Below are 23,694 nucleotides of genomic sequence, written 5' to 3'. Positions count from 1 at the left end.
AGGCGGCATTGCGCCGCGCATAGTGGTCGGAGGCGCGACGGATGCCGGCGCGCACCTCGTCGTCGGCGAGCAGCGCGTGGCCGAGTCGCTGCAGCAGGTGGCTCACCCAGGTGGTGCCCGGGCTCAGCCGCAGCGCGAGCCGTTCGGCGGTCGCGGGGTCCGACGCCGTGATCGCCAGGCACATGTCCGGCCCGAGGAACTTCGACACCGAGCGCACGAGGGCGAACCTGTGGTGTCCCGGCCCGATCAGCGAGTGGTACGGCCGGGTAGAGAGCATGGAGTAGTGGTCGTCCTCGATGACGAGCACGTACGGGTGGTCGGCGAGAAGAGCCCGTAGCTGCTCCGCCCGCTCTGCCGACAGACTCGCCCCGGTCGGGTTCTGCGCCCGCGGGGTGCACACGATGGCGCGAACGCCGGCCGCCAGCGCGGCGCGCAGGCCCGTGACGGTCATGCCCTCGGCATCCACCGGGACGGGCACGGGTCGATACCCACCGAGTCGCACCGTGTTGAGGCTGGAGAGGAAGCACGGGTCCTCGAGCGCCACGGGGTCGTCGCGGGTCAGTGCTTGGGCGAGGAGTCGCTCGATCGCGTCGGAGGCGCCGCTCGTGACCGTGAGCCGGAACGCGAGCGACGGGTCGAGGGCCTCACCCAACCACGCGGTGGCCCACGCGTCGAGGTCGCGGTCGATCACCGGCTCGCCGTAGAGGACAGGACGCCGCAGGACCGTCGGCAACACGCGCGTGGGATCGGGAATGAGGTCTGGATCGGGGTTGCCGGTGCCGACGTCGCGTAGCACGGTGCCCTGCGCGAAGCCCTCCTGCGGCGCCGCGGAGACCCCGGCCACGACCGTGCCGGCGCGACCACGACTCGTCACGATGCCCGCCTGCGCGAGGTGGCGGTAAGCGGCGACGACCGTGTTGCGGTTGATGCCGAGTTCTTCGGCCAGCGACCGCACGGGCGGCAGGACGGCCCCAGCAGCCAGCGTTCCGCGCTCGATGAGGCGGCGCACGCTGCCTGCGATCTCGGTTGCGGTTCCGCCGCGGATCGCATCGGCGTCGACGCCGAGATCGGCGTCGGGATCAGCGTGCATACGGTTCAGCATAAGACCTGAGCCATGCTAGCTTTTGGCCTAGGCCAAATTGCCTCCGTACCCGAAGGAGCCCCGTGTCCACACCCACTACCGGAACCTCGCGCGTCAAGCGCGGGCTCGCCGAGATGCTGAAGGGCGGCGTCATCATGGACGTCGTCACGCCCGATCAGGCGAAGATCGCCGAGGATGCCGGTGCCGTCGCCGTCATGGCGCTGGAACGGGTTCCCGCCGACATCCGCGCCCAGGGCGGCGTATCGCGGATGAGTGACCCGGACATGATCGACGGCATCATCTCGGCGGTGTCGATCCCGGTGATGGCCAAAGCCAGGATCGGCCACTTCGTCGAGGCGCAGGTGCTGCAGGAGCTCGGCGTCGACTACATCGACGAGTCCGAGGTGCTCTCACCCGCCGACTATGTCAACCACATCGACAAGTGGCCCTTCACGGTGCCATTCGTCTGCGGAGCGACGAACCTCGGCGAGGCGCTGCGGCGTATCACCGAGGGGGCGGCGATGATCCGCTCCAAGGGCGAGGCCGGCACCGGCGACGTGTCCGAGGCGATGAAGCACATCCGCAGGATCCGCAGCGAGATCGCCGCTCTCGGTGCGCTCTCCAAGGACGAGCGCTACGTCGCGGCCAAGGAGCTGCAGGCGCCGTACGAACTCGTTGCCGAGGTCGCCGAGAAGGGTGCGCTGCCGGTCGTGCTGTTCGTCGCGGGAGGAGTGGCGACGCCGGCGGATGCCGCCATGATGATGCAACTGGGCGCGGACGGGGTGTTCGTGGGCTCAGGCATCTTCAAGAGCGGCGACCCTGCGGCGCGCGCGGCGGCGATCGTGAAGGCCACGACGTTCTTCGATGACGCGAAGGTCATCGCCGACGTCTCCCGCGGCCTCGGCGAGGCGATGGTCGGCATCAACGTGTCGGACCTGCCTGCCCCGCACCGTCTCGCCGAGCGCGGCTGGTAAGTGGTGGCCACGCAGCCCCGTGTCGGCGTGCTCGCCCTCCAGGGCGACGTCCGTGAGCACGCCCGCGTGCTGAGCGCGCTCGGCGCGGAGGTCGCGCTCGTGAAACGCGCGGAGCAACTGGCCGCCGTCGATGGACTCGTGCTGCCCGGCGGGGAGTCGAGCGTGATCGACAAGCTCGCGCGCGCGTTCGGCCTGCAGCAGCCGATCCGCGCTGTCATCGCCGGTGGAACGCCCGTGTACGGCACGTGCGCGGGGCTCATCCTGCTCGCCGACCGCATCGACGACGCGATCGCCGGGCAGGAGAGCTTCGGCGGACTCGACGTCACCGTGCAGCGCAACGCCTTCGGCAGCCAGGTCGACTCGTTCGAGACGGACCTCGAGGTCGACGGCTTCGACACCCCGACGCACGCGACCTTCATCCGCGCGCCCCGCGTCGTCGCCGTCGGTCCCGCCGCCCGAGCGATCGCGACACTCGGCAACGGCGAGGTCGTCGCCGTCGCCCAGGGGAACCTCCTCGGCACGGCGTTCCACCCCGAGGTTACCGGTGAGACGCGATTCCACGAGTTGTTCCTGGAGCGTGTCCGGAGCGCGTGAGCGGCGCCTCGACCTGATCAAGGTACAGGTACGAGCTCGGCGGTCAGGCGCGCGATCGCGTCTGCCGTCCGGTCGACGTCGTTCGATGTCGTCGCCCACGACGACATCGAACACCGCAGCACCGCGTGGCCGTGCCATTCCGCTCCAGTGAGGGCGGCGGTTCCCTCAGCGAGGATGGCGTCGCCGATCGCGCGCGTGACGGCGTCGTCGCCGATGCGGAACATCACCTGCGTGTAGTCGACGTGGTTCACCACAGCGATACCCGGAACCTCCCGGAGTCGTGCCTCGAGACGTACCGCGTTCGCGTGCAGGCGATCCACGAGGGCGATCACCCCCGAGCGGCCGAGGCTGCGCAGCGCCGCCCAGGCCGGAATGCCGCGCGCGGCGGGATAGTTCGGGCGTCACATCCCAGGGATCGAGGCCGGAATGGATGAGATAGTCGCCGCCGGTGTGGAACATCGCGATCGAGTCGGCCGGGTCCCGGACGATCGCCATGCCACAGTCGTACGGCGTGTTGAGGGTCTTGTGAGCATCGGTGGTCCACGAGTCCGCCTCCTCGACGCCGGCTGCGAGATGACGGAGCGTCGGCGAAGCGGCGGCCCACAGGCCGAAGGCGCCGTCGATGTGCACCCAGGCGCCGTGGTCGCGCGCGATCGCGATCAACTCGTGGAACGGATCGAAGGCTCCGGTGTGCACCTCGCCCGCCTGCAGGCACACGATCATAGGGGTGCCGTCGGGTTCCCCGAGTGCGTCCACGAGGGATGCCGGCAGCATCCGGCCTTCTTCGTCGGCCTCGACCACGACGAGTTCCTCCTGGCCGACGCCGCAGAAGCGTGCCGCACGATCGATCGAGGCGTGGCGATACTCCCCGACGACGAGGCGCAGTGGAGGAGCACCGCGCAGCCCCTGCCGTGTCAGGTCCCAGCCCACCCGTCGCAGCGTGGCGTGCTGCGCGGTGGCGAGGCAGACGACGTTCGACATGTGCGCCCCCGTGACGAACCCGACCGACGCGGACGGCGGCAGCCCGAGCAGGTCGCACACCCAACGTCCGGCCGTGCGCTCCAGCGCTACCGCGGCGGTCGTCATCGTGCTGGAACCGGAGTTCTGGTCCCACGCAGAGACGAGCCAGTCCGCCGCCAAGGCTGCGGGCAATGTGCTGCCGATCACGAAGCCGAAGAACCTTCCACCGGGAGTCGCGACGAGCCCGGGGTCCGCGCGGCGGGCGAGATCGGCGATGAGCGTCGCCGGATCGATGCCCGCGTCCGGTAGCGGTTCGTCGAACTCGTGGAGCATGTCGTCGAGCGTCGCCCGCGGCCAGACCGGACGTTCGTCCACGCCGGAGAGGAACTGCGCCGCCGCGCGGTGAGCCGCATCGAGGGCTGCGGTGGTGTCGTCCATGAACTCAAGTGTCTGCCCGGGTGCTGGCCTGATACAAGCGTGGCCACGGCGGCGCCGCGTCGACGCATTCTGCTCCCGGAGTCGCCGCTCACGACGTCTGGGGTTGCCGCTATCGTGCCCTCATGACGACATGGGTGGCGCTCCTGCGGGGAGTGAACGTGGGTGGCATCACGATCCGCAGTGCCGACCTCGGTGAGGTGTTCCGCGGGCTCGGGTTCGATGCGGTGCGCACCGTGCTCGCGAGCGGAAACGTCCGGTTCGAGACGGATGCCGCGGCATCCGCCCGGCCACGCCTGAAGACCACGATCGAGCAGGCGCTGCACGAACGCTTCGACTATGACGCGTGGATCGTCCTCGTCACGCTCGACGAACTGCAGCGCGCGATCGACGACTTTCCCTTCGATGCCGCCGACGCGCAGCGCCAGCCGTGGGTGATCTTCTGCGTCGACGCTGCGACGCGCGACGAGCTGGCCGCAGCATCCGTCGACGACGACGTCGACCCACGCGCTCCCGGACCCGGTGTCGTCTATTGGAACCCGCCGAAGGGTTCGTCGGTCGAGACGCCCTTCGCGAAAGTGCTCGCGAAGGCGACCTACAAGCCACGCACCACCAACCGGAATCTGCGCACCCTGGTCAAGATCGCCTCCTGATGTGCTCCGCTCGGACGCTCTTCGTCAAGGGGGGACCCGCCATGTCCGACTACTTCAGCCTGCAGGAAGGAGCTGGATTCGCTGGCAGGCCCATCCGGCTCGCGTACCGGCTGGTCGGCCGTCGCCTCTCGCGCAAGGGCCGATAAACTGGAGCGCATGTCCGGACACTCCAAATGGGCCACGACCAAGCACAAGAAGGCCGTCGTCGACGCACGACGCGCGAAGTCGTGGGCAAAGCTCATCAAGAACATCGAAGTCGCGGCCAAGCTCGGCGGTCCGGACCTGCAGGGCAATCCGACGCTGTTCGACGCCGTCCTGAAGGCGAAGAAGACTTCGGTCCCCAAGGACAACATCGACCGCGCGATCAAACGCGGAGCGGGCATCGGCGGCGAGTCCGTCGAGTACTCCTCGATCATGTACGAGGGCTACGGCCCGAGCGGCGTCGCTCTCATGATCGAGTGTCTGACCGACAACAAGAACCGCGCGGCGGCCGAGGTGCGCACCGCGCTCAGCCGCAACGGGGGAACGCTGGCCGACCCGGGCTCTGTGGCCTACAACTTCAGCCGCAAGGGCGTCATCGTCGTCTCGGAGGAGGGCACGACGGAGGATGATGTGATGCTGGCGGCGCTCGAGGGGGGTGCCGAGGAGGTCGAGCCCCACGCGGAGGGGTTCGAAGTGATCACCGACGCATCCGAGCTCGTCGCGGTGCGCACCGCGCTGCAGGATGCCGGGATCGAGTACGAGTCGGCCGACGTGGAGTTCGTGCCCAATCTCAAGGTCGAGATCGACGCCGAAACCGCGCGCAAGGTCTTCCGGCTGATCGATGCGCTCGAGGACAGCGACGACGTGCAGAACGTGTTCAGCAACTTCGACCTCAGCGCCGACGTGCAGGCCGAGCTCGAGACCGACGAGGACTGACCTCGCCGCCCAGACGTGCGCTCGCGGTACTCGATCTCCGCGCGGAGAGCGCGCGGCGGCGGGTCGCGGCGCGGTGAGGCGGGCGCCAGCACGTAGCGTAGGGGAGTGGCATCCGCTCTGCGCGTCCTGGGCATCGACCCCGGCCTGACCCGGTGCGGCGTCGGTGTCGTCGACGTGGCGCGCGATCGGTCTGCCACCCTCGTGCATGTCGGGGTGGTGCGGTCGGTGACGGAGCTGCCGATCGAGCGCCGGCTGGCGGCGATCGCCGCCGGCATCCGATCGGTGCTCGACGAGCATCGCCCCGACGTCGTCGCGGTGGAGCGCGTGTTCGCGCAGCAGAACCGCAACACCGTCATGGGCACGGCACAGGCGAGCGGCGTCGCCCTGTTCCTCGCGGCCGAGCGCGGTCTTCCTGCCGCCACCCACACCCCATCCGAGGTGAAGGCCGCGATCACGGGGTACGGCGCCGCCGACAAGCTCCAGGTGCAGACCATGGTCGCCCGGGTTCTCCGGCTCGACGCGCTGCCGCAGCCCGCCGATGCCGCCGACGCGCTGGCCCTCGCCCTCTGCCACGCATGGCGTCAGGGGGCCGCGACGGCACCTGCGGCGCAGGGAGGCCTGACCCCGGCGCAGCGCGCGTGGGCGGATGCCGAGAAGGCAGCCGCCCGGCGATGACCCGCTCAGCGGCCCCGCGTGTCGCTCGAACAAAGCTCCGAACGGGTGCGTAGGCTAGCGACATGATCTCGTCGTTGCGCGGCCGCGTGCTGCATGTGGGTGCCGACTCGGCGATCGTCGAGGTCGGCGGCGTCGGGTTCGCCGTCGCGGTGACCGCGCAGGTCGCGCGCACGCTGCGTGTCGGCGACGACACTCTGCTGCACACCACGCTCATCGTCCGCGAAGACGCCCTGTCGCTCTACGGGTTCACGGAACGCGAGGAGCTCGGCGTGTTCACGCAGCTACTGGGCGTATCCGGCGTCGGCCCCAAATCGGCTCTCGGCGTGCTATCGGCTCTCACGGTGCCGCAGATCGCGGAGGCGGTCGCCACCGAAGACGATGCCCCGTTCCGCCGCGTCTCGGGCATCGGCCCCAAGACCGCGAAACTCATCGTCGTACAGCTCGCCGGCAAGCTTCACGTCGCCGCGGGTGTCGTCGCAACGGCACCGGGAGCGCCCGCCGGCGCGGTCGCAGCGCAGGTCGTCGCCGCCCTCGTGGCGCTCGGCTGGAACGAGCGCGTCAGCACCGAAGCGGTGGGTGCGGTAGCGGATGCCGCAAGGCCCGGCGACCGCGACTCCGTGCCGGCCCTGCTCAAGCTTGCCCTCGCCCAGCTGGGACCCGCCCGACCGGAGCGCGTCGGTGTCTGAGGCGCAAGACCCCGGCCTTCCAGAAGACGAGACCGAGCTCGCCGTCGAAGGCGCGCTGCGGCCGGCATCCCTCGCCGAGTTCGTCGGCCAGCAGAAGGTGCGCGGCCAGCTGCAGCTGTTGCTCGACGCGGCCCGCATCCAGCAGCGTCCCGCCGACCACATCCTGCTGTCCGGCCCGCCGGGCCTCGGCAAGACGACACTCGCGATGATCGTCGCGCACGAGAGCGGACGACCGTTGCGCCTGTCGAGCGGTCCCGCGATCCAGCACGCCGGCGACCTGGCGGCCCTCCTGTCGAGCCTCGTCCCCGGTGAGGTGCTGTTCATCGACGAGATCCACCGCATGGCGCGCTCCGCGGAAGAAATGCTGTACCTCGCGATGGAGGACTTCCGCATCGACATCATGGTCGGCAAGGGCGCCGGCGCCACCAGCATCCCGCTCGACCTCGCGCCGTTCACCCTCGTCGGCGCGACGACACGCTCCGGCCTGCTGCCGAACCCGTTGCGCGACCGCTTCGGCTTCACGGCGCACCTGGAGTACTACGAGCCCGAAGAACTGGAGCGGGTCATCGCCCGTTCGGCGACGGTGCTCGGCGTAGACCTGCCCGGCTCGGCGCGGGCAGAGATCGCACGACGGTCGCGCGGTACGCCGCGCATCGCGAACCGGCTGCTGCGGCGCGTGCGCGACTACGTGATCGTGCACGGCGAGACATCGGATGCCGGGGCCGACGCGCACGTCGCCGCTGCGCTCCACCTCTACGACGTCGACGAGATCGGCTTGGACCGGCTCGACCGCGCCGTGCTCGATGCCGTGATCCGCCGCTTCCGCGGCGGACCGGTCGGTCTCAGCACCCTTGCCGTCACCGTCGGCGAAGAAGCCGAGACGATCGAATCGGTCGTCGAGCCCTACCTCGTACGCATCGGTTTCCTCGGCCGTACGCCGCGCGGACGCATCGCCACTCCCGAGGCCTATGCGCACCTACGCGTGCCGGAGCCGAGTGGGGCGCTCAGATTCGATGACCTATAATCGCTGAAGGTCGTTCCTGAGCCTGTCGAAGGGCTGCCGTCTTCTTCGCGCCGATCGGCGCGCCCCCGAAAGGTGTATCCGTATGGGTCCGGATGTTCTTCTGCTCGTTGCGCTGGGTGCGCTGCTCGTCTTCATGTTCTGGAGCTCGCGCCGCCGGGCCAAGCGCACGAAGGAGGAGCAGGAGGCGAAGGCCCGCGCCATGCTTCCCGGCGTGAAGGTCCTGCTGCAGGGCGGTCTTTACGGCACTCTCGTGGAGTTCGACGGTGAGGACCTGTCGAAGTCCGCTCGCGTCGAACTCGCCCCCGGGGTCGAGGTCGAGGTGCACAGCCAGGCCATCCTGCGCGTCGTCGACGAGACCGAGGGCACCGTGACCGAGGAGGAGTTCCTCGAGGCGGAGAGCGACGAAGCGGAGTATGCCGCCGACGTGCTCGACGGCGAGATCACCTCGATCAGCGACGACCGCGCGGCCGCCGCGGAGAAGGCGGCGGACAAGCCGGAGCCAGGCGAGAAGCCCCAGGCCTGATACCTCCGCCGGCCGTTTCGACGGCGGCATTCCGAAGAAAGCGTATTCTCCGTGGCCACACCCACCCCTGTGCGTCATGCCTGGCGTGCCCTGACGGGCCTGCTCGTCATCACGGCCGTGCTGTTCGGCATCAACGCGCTCGGTGTCTACGTCTTCGGCAAGAGCTCGTGGACTCCGGAGCTGGCCCTCGATCTGCAGGGCGGCACCCAGATCGTCCTGCAGGCGAAGAGCCCCGACGGTGCGGCGCCGACCGCCGAGCAACTGGATCAGGCCGCCGCCATCATCCGGCAGCGCGTCGATGCCTCGGGCGTCGGCGAGGCCGACATCACGACACAGTCCGGCAACCAGATCGTCGTCCAGATCCCCGGGCAGGCAGACGACGAGACTCGCAACCGTATCGAGTCCGCAGCACAGATGCAGCTGCGCGCCGTGCTCGCCACGACCGCCGCGAGCACCTCGTTCATCGGAGAAGACGGCAACTCCACGCCGTATCCGACGCCCGACCCCACGATGAACTCGACGCCGACGGCGACTCCCACCGACGGCAGCGATCCGAGGTGGATCACGGAAGAGCTGTACGCGCGTTTCCTCTCCTACGACTGCACCGACGAGGCAGGCGATCCTGCGAACGAACCCGCCGATCAACCCGTCATCGCCTGCGACCCGACGAACACCGCCAAGTACCTCCTCGGCCCCGTCGAGCTCGATGGCTCATCGATCACGGATGCCTCCAGCGGCATGAACACACAGAACGGGCAGTGGATCGTCAACGTCGCATTCGACGCCGAGGGTGCCGAAGTGTTCGGCAAGGTCAGCCAGCGGCTCTACGCGTTCACGCAGGCCGGTGCGACACCCCGGAATCAGTTCGCGTTCGTGCTCGACGGCGTCGTCATCTCGGCGCCCACGATGAACGCCGTGATCCTCGACGGCAAGCCCCAGATCAGCGGCTCGTTCGATCAGGACAGCGCGAAAGTGCTCGCCGACCAGCTGAAGTTCGGTGCCTTGCCGCTGAGCTTCGAGATCGTCAGCGACAACGCGATCTCGGCGACTCTCGGCTCGCAGCAGTTGCAGATCGGCCTCATCGCCGGCCTCATCGGACTCGCGCTCGTCGCGCTGTACTCCCTGATCGTCTACGGGGCGCTCGGCTTCGTCATCATCGCCTCACTCGGGGTGATGGCGGTACTCACGTACATCACGCTGTGCATCCTGGCGTGGCGCATGGGCTTCCGCCTGTCGCTCGCCGGTGTCGCTGGCCTGATCGTCACGATCGGTTTCACCGCCGACTCCTTCATCGTGTATTTCGAACGCATCCGCGACGAGTTGCGCGACGGCAAGTCGATCACCGGCGCCGTCGAGGACGGCTGGGGCAGAGCCAAGCGCACGATCTACATCTCCAAGTCGATCAACATCCTCGCCGCCGTCGTGCTGTACATCCTCGCGGATGCCACGGTGAAGGGTTTCGCCTTCACGCTCGGCCTCACGACGCTCATCGACATCCTCATCTTCATCCTGTTCACCCACCCCGTCATGCAGCTGCTCGCACGCACGCGGTTCTTCGGCGGCGGACATCCGCTTTCGGGGCTGGATCCGCAGGCTCTCGGCGCCGTCTACCGTGGACGCGCCCAGTTCCGGGCGCCCGTCGATGCGGGTACCGCGAAGAGTGCGGCCGCGCGGCGCGCCGGCCGCTCGCGCGGTGAGGCGGAGCGCCGACAGACGATCGCCGAGCGCAAACAGGCCGAACTCGCCGCAGCATCCCCCGCCAGCGCAAAGCACCGGACGGATGCCGGCGCCACGACGGAGGGGGACGACTGATGCGCTCCATGAATCAGCTCGGCAACGACCTCTACACGGGGAAGACCTCATTCCCGTTCGTCGCGAAACGACGCACGTGGTTCGTGATCGCCGCGATCCTCGTCATCGGTGCCGCGCTCGTCCCGCTGTTCCGGCCGATCCAGTTCTCGATCGAGTTCACCGGCGGCTCGCAGTTCACCGTCAACGACGTCGCACAGCCCGACCAGGCGACCGCGACGGCAGCGGTGCAGTCGGTCATCCCCGGCGCGACGACCAAGGTCACGACGATCGGCACGGACGGCTTGCGCATCCAGACCGACCAGATCAAAGAACCCGAGAAGAGTGCCGCGGTCAAGGCAGCCCTCGTCGATGCTTTCGACGTCAGCGCGGACAGCGTCAGCACGTCGTTCATCGGTCCAAGCTGGGGACAGGATGTCACGCGGCAGTCGCTGTGGGGCCTCGCAATCTTCCTCGCGCTGACCTTCATCATTCTGGCGATCTACTTCCGCACCTGGAAGATGTCGGTCGCGGCCATCATCGGCCTCGTCGACGTGCTCGTAGTCACCGTCGGCGTCTACGCACTGTTCGGGTTCGAGATCTCGCCCGCGGCGGTCATCGGCTTCCTCACGATCCTGTCGTACTCGCTGTACGACACGACCGTCGTCTTCGACAAGGTCCGCGAGAACACGCGTGAGGACGGGGCGAACTCCGGGCGGACGTTCGGCGAGTCGGTCAACCTCGCAGTGAACCAGACGCTCATCCGGTCGATCAACACGACAGTGGTCGCAGCGCTCCCGACCGGGGCGATCCTCTTCATCGGCGCGCTCTGGCTGGGTGCGCAGACGCTCACCGACATCTCGCTGTCGATCTTCGTCGGCACGATCGTCGCCGCATACTCGACACTGTTCGTCGCGGCACCCCTGTACTCGCTGCTGCGCGAGAACGAACCGGAGCTTCGCGCGCGCGATTCCCGAGTGCTCGCGGCTCGTGAACGCGCACTGGCCGACGCGTGAGCCCCGCACCGCGCTCCGCACGGTGCTGGGCGCTCACAGCCCGGGCGTAGGATTGACGGGTTGGTCAGGGCGGAGGTGAGCGGGTGACACAGACGCCTGCCGCGTCCGCGGGCAGCGGCAGCACGGCAGCTCCGCAGAGTTCGTCGCTGCGCCGTCTGGTACCGCGCATCTTCTCGCGTGCACCCTCGCGCGACGGCGTCGTGCAGCTCATCCACACGGTCCGCACGCATCACCCCAAGGGCGATGTCACCATCATCGAGCGCGCGTATCAGGTCGCCGCGCGTGCTCACGCGTCGCAGAAGAGGCAGAGCGGCGAGCCGTACATCACCCACCCGCTTGCCGTCGCCCAGATTCTCGCCGACCTCGGGCTCGGCCCCCGCGCGATCGCCGCGGCGCTCCTGCACGATACCGTCGAGGACACCGACTACCGTCTCGACCAGCTCACCGCGGAGTTCGGGGACGAGGTCGCCATGCTCGTCGACGGCGTCACGAAGCTCGACAAAGTCAAATACGGCGACGCGGCGCAGGCCGAGACCGTCCGCAAGATGATCGTCGCGATGTCCAAGGACATCCGGGTGCTCCTGATCAAGCTCGCCGACCGCCTCCACAACGCACGCACGTGGGGTTTCGTCCCACCGGAGAAGGCGGCGAAGAAGGCGACCGAGACGCTCGAGATCTACGCGCCGCTCGCGCACCGCCTCGGCATCCAGGCGGTCAAGAGCGAACTCGAGGATCTGTCGTTCGCCGTTCTGCATCCCAAGCTCTACGCCGAGATCGACAGCCTCGTCAAGCAGCGCACCCCGCAGCGGGAGCAGTACATGCACTCGGTGATCGATGCCGTCGAGGAGGACCTGCGGGATCTCCGCATCCGCGGCCGTGTGATGGGCAGGCCGAAGCAGCTGTACTCCGTCTACCAGAAGATGGTCGTCCGGGGTCGCGAGTTCGACGACATCTACGACCTCATCGGTATCCGCGTGCTCGTGGGCACGGTGCGCGACTGCTACGCCGTGCTCGGTTCGATCCACGCCAGGTGGACCCCGCTGCCGGGGCGGTTCAAGGACTACATCGCGACGCCGAAGTTCAATCTCTACCAATCGCTGCACACGACGGTCATCGGCCCGGGTGGCCGCACGGTCGAGATCCAGATCCGCACCAATGAGATGCACCAGCAGGCCGAGTACGGCGTGGCCGCGCACTGGAAGTACAAGGAGCGGATGGCGGGCGGCAAGCCCGACGCAAAGGCCGTCGACGCCGACATGGCGTGGCTGGCCCATATCTCCGACTGGTCAGCGGAGACCGCCGACCCCGGCGAGTTCCTCGACTCGCTGCGGTTCGAGATCGGCGCGAAGGAGGTGTACGTCTTCACTCCGAAGGGCCGCGTCATCGGCCTTCCGGCCGGCGGCACGCCCGTCGACTTCGCCTATGCCGTGCACACCGAGGTCGGTCACCGCACGATGGGCGCGAAAGTCAACGGCCGCCTCGTTCCGCTGGAGTCTGAACTGCACTCCGGGGATGTCGTCGAGGTGTTCACCTCGAAGAACCCGGATGCCGGTCCCAGCCAGGACTGGCTGTCGTTCGTCAAGAGCACGCGGGCGCGCAGCAAGATCCGGGGATGGTTCACAAAGGAGCGCCGCGAGGAGGCCGTCGAGCAGGGCAAGGACGCCATCGCGCGCGCGATGCGGCGGCAGAACCTGCCGCTGCAGCGTCTGATGAGCCAGGACTCGTTCACCGAGGTCGCCCGCCAGTTGCGCTACGAGGATGTGACGGCGCTGTACGCTGCGGTCGGCGAGGGCCACGTGTCGACGCAGTCGGTCATCGAGAAGGTCACGGCGCTCGTCAGTGCTCAGGAGGACACGTCGACCGGCCCGATCGACATCCCGCGCGTCGGCCGGTCGAAGACACCGCGCGGCGGCGAGTCCGGCGTGCTCGTGCGCGGAGCTCCCGACATTCTCGTGAAACTGGCCAAGTGCTGCACCCCGGTACCGGGCGATGACATCGTCGGGTTCGTCACGCGGGGCAGCGGCGTGTCGGTGCATCGCGCCGACTGCCCGAACGTGAAGTCTCTGCAGGACGACCCGGAGCGCATGATCGAGGTCGGTTGGGCGCCCACGACGAAAAGCGTGTTCCTCGTGCACATTCAGGTGGAGGCGCTCGATCGCTCGGGCCTCCTCAGCGATATCACCCGCGTCCTCAGCGAGCACCACGTCAACATCCTGTCTGCCTCAGTGCAGACCACGAACGACCGGCTGGCGTTGAGCCGCTACGTCTTCGAGATGGGGGACATCGTGCACCTGGACCGCGTCCTGAACGCGGTACGCCGCATCGATGCCGTCTACGACGTGTATCGCGTCACCTCTGCCTGAGCGCGTGCACGGAGGAACTGCACCGCGGGGCGCTTGAAGTGCACGGCACCGCCGGCCTCGAGTGCATCAGCGGTGGCGAGAGTGAGCTCCGGCCGCCACGCCAGCATCGCATCGACGATGGCGAGGCCGCCGCCGTCCGCCAAGTGATCCCGCACGAGGTCGGCGAGCGTGCGCACCGGGGTCGTCACAGCGACGCCGCCGATCTGCTCGAACTCTGTTTCCGCGAGCCGTTGGTCGTGATGAATGAGCCGTGGATCGCGCACAGCGTGGCCACGACGGGGCGATGCCCGCTGCACGATGTGCCGCGATGGCGGGTCCGGGATCGCACCGTGGACCCACGCCGCGGAGGCGCGAGCCAGCGCGACTCCCGCCGGGATCGATAGCGCCAAAGAGCCGGCGCGCAGTTCGCGTGTCTCCACGGCATCCGCCGGCATGAAAGCCTCGCCGACCTCGACGAGGTCGCCGTCGAGTCTGGCGGCACACAGTTCAGCTACGGAGAGGCGATCACCGGCGAAGTACAGGAAAGGCCACGGCATGCCGACAGTGTGACGCACCAGCGATGAACACCGGCGTGACTGGTGGCCGAACTGTGGACAAACCGCAAGACGAACCGGGTGGGGAGAGGCCGATCTCCGGCACCGGTACGGGGCCGAGGTGCTCAGGAGCCGCCGAGAGCCTTGAGCCAGCTCCTGCGTGCCTCCAACGCTTCGGTCGCCTTAGCGACGGCACGCTGATCCTTCGAGGCCTTGGCTCTTTCGAGTTCGGCTTCGAGACCGGCAATCGCCTCACGCAGCTGCTGAGTCATGTCGTCCTGACGCGCCCTGGTCTCGGGGTTGTTGCTCTTCCAGTCGGCATCCTCCCGCGCCTTGACGCCCTGCTCGATCTTGCGCAGATCGTCGTCCAAGCCACGCTCGGCTTCACGGGGGAAGATGCGTCCGATCTCGTCCCAGCGGCGTTGGATGCCGGTGAGTTGCGCACGCGCCTTCGCGGTGTCCTTCTCCTTGGGGATCGCGGCGGCCTCCGTCAGCAGCGCGCGCTTCGCCTCGATCTTCTCGCGCGACTCCTCCGCCTCGGCATGCTCACGCTCGCCACGAGCGGCGTACAGGGCGTCACCGGCGGCCTTGAAGCGCGCCCACAGCGCGTCGTCTGCCTTCTTTCCGGCCCTTCCGGCTCGCTTCCACTCGTCCAGCAACGTGCGGTAGACGGCGATGCCCTCCTCGCCTTTGCTGGCAAGCGCCTCGGCCCGCTCCACGAGGCGGGTCTTGGCATCGCGGGCGGCGCGATGCTGCTCGTCCATGCCGGCGTAGAACTCGCGGCGATGTTTGTCGAGCGTGGCGCGCGCATCGCGAAATCGCTTCCACAGCTGCTGACTGAGACTCTTAGGCAGCCGGGGAGCGGTCGTCTGGTGCCGCTGCCACTGGTCGAAGAGCTCACCGATCTCGCTGGTCACCTGCTTCCACTGGATCGACTTGGGGTCGCGAGCGGCGATCGCCTCGATGCGCTCGACGAGCGCAGTACGCTCGGCCGCCGCAGCCTCGACGGCCTGTCGCTGAGCCTGAGCCTCTTCGGCCGAAGCCTCGTCGAGCGCTGTCTCCAGGGCGGTCAGTCGACCCTCGAGTGCGGCGAGATCGCCGACCGCGGCAGCCCCGGTCACGCGCTCGCGGAGCGTCCTCACCGTGCCGCGCAGGTCGGCGGCGGAGGCTCCGCCGCCGCGGTGCCGCGTCTCCAGAAGAGTGATCTCGCCGGCCAGGTCGGCGAACTTGCGCTCGAAGTAGGCGAGCGCCTCGTCGGGGGTGCCATCGGGATACTGGCCGACGACGCGCCACTGATCACCCTCGCGGACCGATACCGTGCCGTCGGGATCGACGCGACCGAACGACGCGGCCGGTGCGGCCATCGGGGGCGTCACGGCGGAGCGGCGTGCCGGCGGACGGGGTACCGGCACGGCTCGCGGAACGGGCTTCGGCGTCGGTGCGGCAGCCGTCGCGGCTTGCTCGCCGTCCTCGGCGGACTCGACGGCATCGTCGAGTGATGTCTCGTCGGGCGTTGTCGCGTCGGGCGTTGTCTCGTCGGACGGGGAAGGGGGGACGTCAGTCACGGGTAGCACCTCGTCGCGGCCTGCGCCGCCTGGGGGTCTGGTCGGCATACAGCCTATAGCGGCACATCCGTGCGGCGTGGACGCGGTCAGGGAGTGGGAGTCGGGGTCTCGCCCGGTGTCGGCATCACCGTCGACGTCGGGCTGGGGGAGTCGGTGGGGGTGGGGATCGGCGCACCCGGGCCGAGCGTGTAGTACGCGAGCTGGCCGCCGACGATGGCGAGGATCAGCGCGCCGCCGGCGATCCCCGCGACGAGGTTGTCTCTGCGGCGGCGAGCGATCAGCGCCGCGTGGAACTCCTGGCGTGCGCGATACGCCCGTGCGCGCTCCTGCTCGACCCGCGACGAGCCCTTGCGCGCACCCGATGCCACGGGACCTCCCTCGTTCCCGGTGATCCCCGGGCCGCACAAAGCCTACGGCGCGGTGGCGGAACCGGACAAACGCCGCACCGTCGGCGACCCCGGATAGCCTGGGGCGATGGCATCGGCATCCGCGCTCTTCCAGGGTCAGACCCCGTTGGCGGTGCGCATGCGACCGGTCTCGCTCGACGAGGTCGCCGGCCAGGGGCACCTGCTGCGGCCGGGGTCTCCGCTGGTCGCGCTCGCCGACCCTGCGGGCGCGGCGAAGACAGCCGTGTCGGTGATTCTGTGGGGGCCTCCCGGCACCGGCAAGACGACGCTGGCGCAGGCGATCGCCCGAACGTCCGGCCGCCGGTTCGTGGAGCTGTCGGCGGTGACGGCGGGCGTCAAGGACGTGCGCGAGGTCATGCAGGAGGCGATGACCCAGCGCGATCTGTACGGTGCATCGACGATCCTGTTCCTCGACGAGATCCACCGGTTCACGAAGGCGCAGCAGGACGCCCTGCTGCCGGGAGTGGAGAACGGATGGGTCGTGCTCATCGCGGCGACGACCGAGAACCCGTCGTTCTCGGTGATCTCGCCGCTGCTGTCGCGCTCCCTGCTGCTGACGCTGCAGCCCCTCACCGACGAGGATCTGGGGCTGCTGATCGACCGCGCCGTCACCGATGCGCGCGGCCTCGCCGGCGCCGTCGAGCTCGCGCCCGAGGCGCGGACGGCGCTCGTTCAGCTCGCCTCCGGCGACGCGCGGCGTGCGCTGACCTCGTTGGAGGCGGCGGCCATGGTCGCCGCCGAGGAGAGACAGCACAGCGCCGCGGCCTCGATGGTCGAGCAGGACGGCGGCACCGTCACGGCCGAGCACGTCGCGCAGGCGGTGGATCGGGCGCTGCTGCGCTACGACCGGCAGGGCGACGAGCACTACGACGTCATCAGCGCGTTCATCAAGTCGATCCGCGGCTCCGACGTCGACGCCGCGATGCACTACCTCGCGCGCATGATCGAGGCGGGGGAGGATCCGCGCTTCATCGCCCGGCGGCTCGTCATCTCGGCATCCGAGGACATCGGTCTCGCCGACCCGCAGGCGCTGGTCATCGCGGTGGCGGCGGCGGATGCCGTGGCGTTCATCGGCATGCCGGAGGGACGCATCCCGCTGGCCGAGGCCACGGCGTATCTCGCGACGACGGCGAAGTCCAACGCGGCATACCTCGCCGTCGATGCCGCCATCGCCGACGTGCGCGCCGGTGGGTTCGGGCGGGTGCCGACGCATCTGCGTGACGCGCACTATCCCGGCGCGAAGCGCCTGGGCCACGGCAAGGGGTACGTGTACCCGCACGACCTGGAGGTCGGCGTGGCAACCCAGCAGTACCTGCCCGACGAGCTGCGCGGGCGCCACTATTACCAGCCGACCGGGCGGGGCCTGGAGCGCGACATCTCCGCGCGGCTGGAGAAGATCCGCAAGATCCTCGGGGAGTAGCTCGTGTGACCGTGGTGGGGCTTCAACGCGCGGATGCGGGTGGCAGGATCGAGTGGTGACCGATGATGACGCCGCGCTCGACGCCTTCTGGCGGGATGCCGACCTGGATGCCCCCGAGACGGCGCGCGCCGCGCTCGAGGCCTTGCTCGCCGCGCGCGGCCTCGATGACGCACGAACAGCGTACGAGCGCGGGTCGCTGCACGACTCACTCGGTGAGGAGGAACGGGCGATCCCGCTCTACCGCGATGCGCTCGCGCGCGGCCTATCCGGGTCGCTGGGCACGCGGGCGACGATCCAGCTCGCCAGTTCGCTGCGTAACGTCGGCGACGCGTCCGGGGCGATCGCGCTGCTGCAAGGTTTCGACGACAGCTATTCCAGTGGCGCTGCCGCGCCGTGGGGCGAGGAGGTCTGGCTCATGTCGCGAGACTCTCGGGCCAGCGACCCGCTGGCCGATGCGGCCCGCGCCTTCCTCGCGCTCGCACTCTTCTCGGACGAGAAGCCGACCGAGGCGCTGGCGGTGGCGCTGCAGACCCTCGCCCCGCATCTGCCGCGGTACGCGCGAGCCGTGAACGCCTACGCCGGCGCCCTCGTGAAACCCGACCGCGTCCGCGCTATCTCCGTCGGGCTGCTCGTTCGCGAAGGGCGCGTGCTGCTGGAGCTCTACCCCGCCAACGCCCGACACGGCGAGTTTCTGCGCGCGCCGGGCGGCGGGATCGAGTTCGGTGAGACGGCAGCGGATGCCGTGCGTCGCGAGCTTGCGGAAGAGCTCGACGCCACGGTGGACGAGGCGCGGCTGCTCGCGGTGACCGAGAACATCTTCGACGGGCCCGCCGGTCGGGGGCACGAGATCGTGCATGTGTTCGCCGTCGAGTCGGCGCAGTTGGCGGCGTTGCCGCCGGGCGGGAGGATCGCCGTGCGCGACAGCCACACCACGGTCGGCTGGTACGAGCCTGCCGCGTTGCGCGCGGGCTCGCTGCCCGCGTACCCCGTCGGCATCCTGGACCTTGCCGAAACGCTCCTCTGATCGCCGTCACTTCTGCGGAGATCTGCAGTTCTGCGGAGCGACACACCGCCCCGTGATCCGCGGAAGTGAGGATCTCCGCGGAAACGTGAGTGGATTCGGGGCTCTGGCAGCGGCGCGTGAGACGATTTCGGCGGCCGCGACATACACCCGGGTAGGAAGTCCGGTCGAGGGGCCGGGTGCGGACTGAGAGGAGAGCGGCCGATGCAGAGGAACAGATCCGCGGGCATCCCGCCCGCCATCGTGACGGTCGTCGTGTGCGCGACCATGCTCGGGCTCGCGGGGTGCGCGACGCCCCGTCCGCTGGACGCGGCGATGCCGGACGCGGCTTTGCCTGCGCACAGCGCGTCGTCCGGAGCGCTCACGACCCGGCATCCGGTCACCGTGCTGGACCGTGGCACCGGCGCCGAACTCTGTGTCGGCGGGGTCGCCCAATCTCTTCCCCCGCAGTGCGGCGGACCGCTGCTGATCGGCTGGGACTGGTCGACGTGGGATGGGCAGTTCGAGGAGGTGTCCGGCGTGCGCTGGGGCGAGTTCGTCGTCACCGGCGACTACACAGTAGGCAGCAGCGAGGCGGATGCCGGGACGTTCACCGTCGCCGAGGTCCGCCCCGCTACGGCGGACGACCATTCGGGGTCGGAGCCCTCCGACTTCGGCACGCCGTGCCCTGAGCCGGAGGGCGGATGGCGAGTGCTCGACGAATCCACCACGACGCCCGAGGCGCGGGACGAGGTGTTCGCACGAGCCGAAGCACTCGAGGGGTACAGCGTGTCCTGGGTGGATCAGTCGCCGAACCCCGCTGCCGCCGCGGAACAGCCCGACGAGTGGGCGATGAACGACCCGGCTCTCACGATCGTCAACGTCGCGGTGGTAGGCGACACCGCGGCGGCCGAGGCCGCGCTGCGGGAAGTGTGGGGCGGGATGCTGTGCGTCACCACCGCGGAATGCACCGCCGCGGAGCTGGATGCCGTCGCGGAGGAGGTCGTTTCGTCGAGCGTTCCCGGCTTTCTCGGCGGCGGACGGAACGGGATCGACGAGACGATCGGCGTCTGGGTCGTGTACGACGACGGCACGCTGCAGTCGCGGTACGACCAGCAGTACGGACCGGGTGTGGTGGAGGTGCAGTCGGCGCTCGTTCCGGCATCCTGAACGGGCCGCGACGGCGTCTGATAAGCTTGATCGGCTCGAAACCCAGTTTTCGGGCATCCCCTCTCTTCTTGACCGACCTTCCGGCGTGCCCCGGCGTGCAGTCCGGACAGGGCGAACAGAGGCGATACGTCCGCGAGTCGCGACAGCCGCGACCGCGTAACGAAAGGAACACTTCGTGGCTACGAAGTCCCAGGACCGCCGCAAGGTGCGTCTGTCGCGCGCCCTCGGCGTCGCGCTGACCCCCAAGGCAGCCAAGTACCTCGAGAAGCGCCCGTACGCTCCCGGCGAGCACGGCCGCACCAAGCGCAAGCAGGACAGCGACTACGCCGTCCGCCTGCGCGAGAAGCAGCGTCTGCGCGAGCAGTACGGCATCCGCGAGAAGCAGATGCGCAACACCTTCAACGAGGCACGCCGCAAGGACGGCCTGACGGGTGAGAACCTCGTCGAGCTGCTCGAAATGCGTCTCGACTCGCTCGTGCTGCGTTCCGGGTTCGCCCGTACCACCGCGCAGGCCCGCCAGCTCGTCGTGCACCGTCACATCCTCGTCGACGGCCAGCTCGTCGACCGCCCGTCGTTCCGCGTGAAGCCGGGCCAGACCATCCACGTCAAGCCCAAGAGCGAGGCTCTCGAGCCGTTCCAGGTTGCTGCCCTCGGCGGTCACGCCGAGGTGCTGCCCCCGGTTCCGGCCTACCTCGAGGTCGAGCTCGACAAGCTGCACGCGAAGCTCGCGCGCCGGCCGAAGCGCGCCGAGGTCCCCGTGACCTGCGACGTCCAGCTCGTCGTCGAGTATTACGCAGCACGCTGACGCGTAGCGTCGGCGTGCCGGCTACGGTGGTCGAGTGCCGCGCCCGGAGGGCGCGGTGTATCGAGACCCGCAGCACGCTGACGCGTAGCGTCGGCGTACCGGCTACGGTGGTCGAGTAGCCCGCGTAGCGGGCGTATCGCGACCATCGCAACTGAGATCACGCGCTGTGATCTCGATACACCGGCGCTACGCGCCGGCACTCGATCACCGGTGGGGTGCGGCACTCGATCACCGGTGGGCGGACGACCGCGCGCCGGCACTCGATCACCGGTGGACGGACGACTGCGCCGTAGGCGGCGCGACTTGCCGCGATTGGTCGTTTCGGCGTCGCAGTTTCGACAGATCTCGGCAAGTCGGTGCCTCAGCCACGGTGGGGGCTACGCGCCGACACTCGATCACCGGTGGCGAGGAGGGCGTCGGGGGTGACCCCGGCGCCCTCCTGCGATTCCGCCTAACATGGAACGCATGAAGAGTTTCCTCTGGTTCGTGCTGGGCATCGCCGCCGGTTTCGTCGTCGCCCACCTGGTGAACAAGGACCCGCGCGGTCATGAGGTGCTCGCCGAAGTCGATGCACGCATCGATGAGTTCACCGATCGCATCGGTGAGGCGTACCGCGCGCAGGAGGCGAAGATCGACGGCATCGCTGCCGACGTGAAGGATGCCGCCGCGAGCGCCATCGACTGACCGCACACCAGTCACCACGACCGCGCGACCCGAGGAGGGCGCGGGTCACGCATGCCCATCCACTCCACAGGAACCGAGATGAAGACCGCCGAGATCGCGCAGCGCTACCTGGATTATTTCCGCAAGAACGGGCACACGATCGTGCCGTCGGCATCCCTCGTCACCGACGACCCGGCGCTGCTGTTCACCGTCGCAGGCATGGTTCCCTTCATCCCGTACCTCTCCGGTGACGTGCCCGCGCCGTACCCGCGCGCCGCCGACAACCAGAAGTGCATCCGCACGAACGACATCGAAGAGGTCGGCAAGACGCCGCGTCACGGCACGTTCTTCCAGATGCTCGGCAACTGGTCGTTCGGCGACTACTTCAAAGAGGGGGCGATCCGCTACGCGTGGGAGCTGCTGACGACGTCCGAGGACGACGGCGGGCTCGGCTTCGACCCGAAAGACCTGTGGGTCACCGTCTACGAAGAGGACGACGAGGCTCACGACCTCTGGTTGCGCCTCACCGACCTCCCCGAGGAGCGCATCCAGCGCCTCGGCAAGGACACCAACTACTGGTCGACGGGTCTTCCCGGCCCCGCCGGCCCGTGCTCGGAGATCTTCTTCGACCGCGGCCCCGCATACGGCATCGACGGGGGACCGGCGACCGACGACGACCGCTACGTCGAGATCTGGAACCTCGTCTTCATGCAGTACGAGATCACGGACGTCCGCAGCAAGTACGACTTCACGATCGTCGGCGAGCTGCCGAACAAGAACATCGACACCGGCATGGGTCTGGAGCGCATCGCGTTCCTCAAGCAGGGCGTCGACAACATGTACGAGACCGACCAGGTGCGGCCGGTCCTCGACGCCGCCGTCGCGCTGTCCGGCAAGACGTACGGTGCGAACCACGAGGATGACGTCCGTTTCCGCGTCGTCGCCGACCACGTGCGGTCCTCGCTCATGCTGCTCAGCGACGGCGTCACACCCTCCAACGACGGCCGCGGCTACATCCTGCGCCGCCTCATGCGCCGGGTGATCCGCTCGATGCGCCTGCTCGGCGTCGATGGCCCCACGTTCGCGACGCTGTTCGCCGCGTCGCGCGACGCGATGAAGGAGGCGTACCCGATCGTCGCCGACGACTACGAGCGCATCTCGTCGTACGCCCTCGCCGAAGAGGAGACGTTCCTGCGGACGCTCGCGGCGGGCTCGGAGAGCCTCGACGCCTCTATCGTCGCGGCGAAGGATGCCGGGGCGACCGGGATCGGCGGCGCGGAGGCGTTCCTGCTGCACGACACCTGCGGCTTCCCGATCGACCTGACGATGGAGATCGTCGAAGAAGCAGGGCTCACGGTCGACCGCGACGCGTTCGACATGCTCATGCAGGAGCAGCGCGCTCGCGCGAAGGCCGATGCGCGCTCGCGCAAGCGCCAGCTCGCCGACACGAGCGTCTACCGCGACTTCCGTGCGCAGGGCGAGACGATCTTCACGGGCTACAGCGACCTCGAGACCGAGTCCACCGTGCTCGGTCTGCTCGTCGACGGCCTGCCCACCCAGCGCGCGACGACGGGCCAGATCGCCGAGGTCATCCTCGCCGAGACCGCCCTCTATGCCGAGAGCGGCGGCCAGGTCGCCGACAAGGGGGTCATCGTGGGACCCGGTTTCGAACTCGAAGTGCTCGACGTGCAGAAGCCCGTGCCGGGCCTGGTCAGCCACACCGTCGAGGTCACCAGCGGCGAGGTCGGCGTCGGTCAGCCCGCGACGAGCGTCGTGGATGCCGCGAACCGCCGCGCGGCGCAGCAGGCGCACTCCGCGACGCACCTCGTACACGCCGCGCTGCGCGACACGCTCGGTTCGACAGCGACGCAGGCGGGATCGCTCAACCGCGCCGGCTACCTGCGGTTCGACTTCGCGTGGGGGCACACGCTGTCGGACGCGACGAAGACCGAGGTCGAAGAGATCGCCAACAACGCCGTGCGCGACAACCTGCAGGTCACGACGCGCGTACTCGCGCTCGACGAGGCGAAGGCGCTCGGCGCGATGGCGCTGTTCGGTGAGAAGTACGGCGAGACGGTGCGGATGGTGGACATCGGCGGACCGTGGTCGCGCGAGCTGTGCGGCGGCACGCACGTCACTTCGAGCGCCGAGATCGGCCTCATCAACCTCGTCGGCGAGTCCTCGGTGGGAGCCTCGACCAGGCGTGTCGAGGCCCTCGTCGGGCTCGACGCGTTCCGCGAGCTCGCGGCCGAGCGCGCCATCGTGTCGCAGCTGACCTCGTCGCTGAAGACTCCGAAGGACCAGCTGCCCGCCCGCATCGCGGAGCTCGCGGCGAGCCTCAAGGCCGCCGAGAAGCGCATCGCCCAGTTCGAGGCGAAGGCGCTCGCCAGCCGGTTGCCCGAGCTCGCGGCGACGGCCCAGTCCGTGGGCCCGTTCCGCGT

23 protein-coding genes are annotated in these 23,694 nt (G+C 69.1%); 17 read left to right on the top strand and 6 right to left on the bottom strand.

Going from position 1 to position 23,694, the window contains the following annotated elements; all coding sequences use genetic code 11:
- Positions 1-1,090: aminotransferase class I/II-fold pyridoxal phosphate-dependent enzyme (locus tag WBP48_RS01300; RefSeq protein WP_424434909.1), on the bottom strand; the 1,090-nt coding region annotated here is incomplete at its 3' end.
- 74 nt (positions 1,091-1,164) lie between these two features.
- On the opposite strand from WBP48_RS01300, the gene pdxS reads away from it, so the two are divergent.
- Positions 1,165-2,055: a pyridoxal 5'-phosphate synthase lyase subunit PdxS gene (gene pdxS / locus WBP48_RS01295; RefSeq protein ID WP_424434906.1), complete on the top strand. Its 891-nt coding sequence runs from the start codon at positions 1,165-1,167 to the stop codon at positions 2,053-2,055.
- Positions 2,056-2,649: a pyridoxal 5'-phosphate synthase glutaminase subunit PdxT gene (gene pdxT / locus WBP48_RS01290; RefSeq protein WP_424434903.1), complete on the top strand. Its 594-nt coding sequence runs from the start codon at positions 2,056-2,058 to the stop codon at positions 2,647-2,649.
- Positions 2,650-2,666: 17 nt separating this feature from the next.
- Here pdxT and WBP48_RS01285 read toward each other — a convergent pair whose 3' ends face one another.
- Complete coding sequence (locus WBP48_RS01285) at positions 2,667-2,873, bottom strand: hypothetical protein (protein WP_424434900.1); 207 nt, start codon at positions 2,871-2,873, stop codon at positions 2,667-2,669.
- Positions 2,815-4,047, bottom strand: coding sequence for a pyridoxal phosphate-dependent decarboxylase family protein (locus tag WBP48_RS01280; RefSeq protein ID WP_424434897.1), 1,233 nt, complete (start codon positions 4,045-4,047; stop codon positions 2,815-2,817). Before WBP48_RS01280 ends, WBP48_RS01285 begins: the two co-directional genes overlap by 59 nt.
- A 122-nt stretch (positions 4,048-4,169) precedes the next feature.
- Here WBP48_RS01280 and WBP48_RS01275 point away from each other — a divergent pair, with 122 nt between their 5' ends.
- The 9 genes from WBP48_RS01275 to WBP48_RS01235 all read left to right on the top strand — a co-directional run bounded on the left by WBP48_RS01275 (position 4,170) and on the right by WBP48_RS01235 (position 13,690).
- Positions 4,170-4,697, top strand: a complete 528-nt coding sequence (locus WBP48_RS01275) for a DUF1697 domain-containing protein (protein ID WP_424434894.1) — start codon at positions 4,170-4,172, stop codon at positions 4,695-4,697.
- A gap of 156 nt (positions 4,698-4,853) precedes the next feature.
- Positions 4,854-5,615 carry a YebC/PmpR family DNA-binding transcriptional regulator gene (locus WBP48_RS01270; protein WP_424434891.1) on the top strand — a complete coding sequence of 254 codons (762 nt, stop codon included), beginning with the start codon at positions 4,854-4,856 and terminating at the stop codon, positions 5,613-5,615.
- Between the two features lie 105 nt (positions 5,616-5,720).
- The gene (gene ruvC / locus WBP48_RS01265) at positions 5,721-6,290 is read left to right on the top strand and encodes a crossover junction endodeoxyribonuclease RuvC (protein ID WP_424434888.1); all 570 of its coding nucleotides are present in this window, start codon (positions 5,721-5,723) and stop codon (positions 6,288-6,290) included.
- A gap of 62 nt (positions 6,291-6,352) precedes the next feature.
- Positions 6,353-6,976 carry a Holliday junction branch migration protein RuvA gene (gene ruvA, locus WBP48_RS01260; RefSeq protein WP_424434885.1) on the top strand — a complete coding sequence of 208 codons (624 nt, stop codon included), beginning with the start codon at positions 6,353-6,355 and terminating at the stop codon, positions 6,974-6,976.
- On the top strand, positions 6,969-8,000 hold the full coding sequence (ruvB, locus tag WBP48_RS01255) for a Holliday junction branch migration DNA helicase RuvB (protein ID WP_424434882.1): 1,032 nt from the start codon (positions 6,969-6,971) through the stop codon (positions 7,998-8,000). The genes ruvA and ruvB overlap by 8 nt, the downstream gene beginning before the upstream one ends.
- Positions 8,001-8,082: 82 nt before the next feature.
- Positions 8,083-8,523 carry a preprotein translocase subunit YajC gene (locus tag WBP48_RS01250; protein ID WP_424434879.1) on the top strand — a complete coding sequence of 147 codons (441 nt, stop codon included), beginning with the start codon at positions 8,083-8,085 and terminating at the stop codon, positions 8,521-8,523.
- 51 nt (positions 8,524-8,574) lie between these two features.
- Positions 8,575-10,335 (top strand): protein translocase subunit SecD, encoded by a 1,761-nt coding sequence (gene secD / locus WBP48_RS01245; RefSeq protein ID WP_424434876.1) that lies wholly within the window; start codon positions 8,575-8,577, stop codon positions 10,333-10,335.
- The gene (gene secF / locus WBP48_RS01240) at positions 10,335-11,327 is read left to right on the top strand and encodes a protein translocase subunit SecF (protein WP_424434873.1); all 993 of its coding nucleotides are present in this window, start codon (positions 10,335-10,337) and stop codon (positions 11,325-11,327) included. The genes secD and secF overlap by 1 nt, the downstream gene beginning before the upstream one ends.
- An 83-nt stretch (positions 11,328-11,410) precedes the next feature.
- Positions 11,411-13,690 (top strand): RelA/SpoT family protein, encoded by a 2,280-nt coding sequence (locus tag WBP48_RS01235; protein ID WP_424434870.1) that lies wholly within the window; start codon positions 11,411-11,413, stop codon positions 13,688-13,690.
- On the opposite strand, the gene WBP48_RS01230 is transcribed toward WBP48_RS01235, so the two are convergent.
- From WBP48_RS01230 to WBP48_RS01220, 3 genes are all read right to left on the bottom strand, one after another.
- A complete protein-coding gene (locus WBP48_RS01230) occupies positions 13,660-14,226 on the bottom strand; it encodes an SAM-dependent methyltransferase (protein ID WP_424434867.1) in 567 nt (188 codons plus the stop codon). The genes WBP48_RS01235 and WBP48_RS01230 overlap by 31 nt on opposite strands.
- Positions 14,227-14,348: 122 nt before the next feature.
- Positions 14,349-15,587: a DUF349 domain-containing protein gene (locus WBP48_RS01225; RefSeq protein WP_424434915.1), complete on the bottom strand. Its 1,239-nt coding sequence runs from the start codon at positions 15,585-15,587 to the stop codon at positions 14,349-14,351.
- A 287-nt stretch (positions 15,588-15,874) separates the two neighbouring features.
- Positions 15,875-16,156, bottom strand: a complete 282-nt coding sequence (locus WBP48_RS01220) for a dioxygenase (protein ID WP_424434864.1) — start codon at positions 16,154-16,156, stop codon at positions 15,875-15,877.
- A gap of 106 nt (positions 16,157-16,262) precedes the next feature.
- On the opposite strand from WBP48_RS01220, the gene WBP48_RS01215 reads away from it, so the two are divergent.
- From WBP48_RS01215 to alaS, 6 genes are all read left to right on the top strand, one after another.
- Positions 16,263-17,615, top strand: a complete 1,353-nt coding sequence (locus WBP48_RS01215; RefSeq protein WP_424434861.1) for a replication-associated recombination protein A — start codon at positions 16,263-16,265, stop codon at positions 17,613-17,615.
- 55 nt (positions 17,616-17,670) lie between these two features.
- Positions 17,671-18,639, top strand: a complete 969-nt coding sequence (locus WBP48_RS01210; RefSeq protein WP_424434858.1) for a tetratricopeptide repeat protein — start codon at positions 17,671-17,673, stop codon at positions 18,637-18,639.
- Between the two features lie 201 nt (positions 18,640-18,840).
- Positions 18,841-19,785: a hypothetical protein gene (locus WBP48_RS01205; RefSeq protein WP_424434855.1), complete on the top strand. Its 945-nt coding sequence runs from the start codon at positions 18,841-18,843 to the stop codon at positions 19,783-19,785.
- 175 nt (positions 19,786-19,960) lie between these two features.
- Positions 19,961-20,590 carry a 30S ribosomal protein S4 gene (gene rpsD, locus WBP48_RS01200; RefSeq protein ID WP_424434852.1) on the top strand — a complete coding sequence of 210 codons (630 nt, stop codon included), beginning with the start codon at positions 19,961-19,963 and terminating at the stop codon, positions 20,588-20,590.
- 465 nt (positions 20,591-21,055) lie between these two features.
- Positions 21,056-21,274 carry an ATPase gene (locus WBP48_RS01195; RefSeq protein ID WP_424434849.1) on the top strand — a complete coding sequence of 73 codons (219 nt, stop codon included), beginning with the start codon at positions 21,056-21,058 and terminating at the stop codon, positions 21,272-21,274.
- Positions 21,275-21,352: 78 nt separating this feature from the next.
- Positions 21,353-23,694, top strand: a 2,342-nt coding sequence (alaS, locus tag WBP48_RS01190; RefSeq protein ID WP_424434912.1) for an alanine--tRNA ligase, incomplete at its 3' end; no start/stop codon positions are given.

The sequence above is a fragment of the Microbacterium sp. genome, from assembly GCF_049661145.1.
In the GTDB taxonomy this organism is placed as follows: Bacteria; Actinomycetota; Actinomycetes; order Actinomycetales; family Microbacteriaceae; genus Microbacterium.
This window is presented reverse-complemented; position numbering and strand designations above follow the sequence as displayed.

Excerpts from the sequence above, each read along its gene's own strand:
- WBP48_RS01285 (WP_424434900.1), bottom strand. The coding sequence starts at position 2,873 with ATGTTCCGCATCGGCGACGACGCCGTCACGCGCGCGATCGGCGACGCC.
- WBP48_RS01280 (WP_424434897.1), bottom strand. The coding sequence starts at position 4,047 with ATGGACGACACCACCGCAGCCCTCGATGCGGCTCACCGCGCGGCGGCG.
- WBP48_RS01275 (WP_424434894.1), top strand. The coding sequence starts at position 4,170 with ATGACGACATGGGTGGCGCTCCTGCGGGGAGTGAACGTGGGTGGCATC.
- WBP48_RS01270 (WP_424434891.1), top strand. The coding sequence starts at position 4,854 with ATGTCCGGACACTCCAAATGGGCCACGACCAAGCACAAGAAGGCCGTC.
- ruvA (WP_424434885.1), top strand. The coding sequence starts at position 6,353 with ATGATCTCGTCGTTGCGCGGCCGCGTGCTGCATGTGGGTGCCGACTCG.
- WBP48_RS01250 (WP_424434879.1), top strand. The coding sequence starts at position 8,083 with ATGGGTCCGGATGTTCTTCTGCTCGTTGCGCTGGGTGCGCTGCTCGTC.
- secF (WP_424434873.1), top strand. The coding sequence starts at position 10,335 with ATGCGCTCCATGAATCAGCTCGGCAACGACCTCTACACGGGGAAGACC.
- WBP48_RS01230 (WP_424434867.1), bottom strand. The coding sequence starts at position 14,226 with ATGCCGTGGCCTTTCCTGTACTTCGCCGGTGATCGCCTCTCCGTAGCT.
- WBP48_RS01225 (WP_424434915.1), bottom strand. The coding sequence starts at position 15,587 with ATGGCCGCACCGGCCGCGTCGTTCGGTCGCGTCGATCCCGACGGCACG.
- WBP48_RS01215 (WP_424434861.1), top strand. The coding sequence starts at position 16,263 with ATGGCATCGGCATCCGCGCTCTTCCAGGGTCAGACCCCGTTGGCGGTG.
- WBP48_RS01205 (WP_424434855.1), top strand. The coding sequence starts at position 18,841 with ATGCAGAGGAACAGATCCGCGGGCATCCCGCCCGCCATCGTGACGGTC.
- WBP48_RS01195 (WP_424434849.1), top strand. The coding sequence starts at position 21,056 with ATGAAGAGTTTCCTCTGGTTCGTGCTGGGCATCGCCGCCGGTTTCGTC.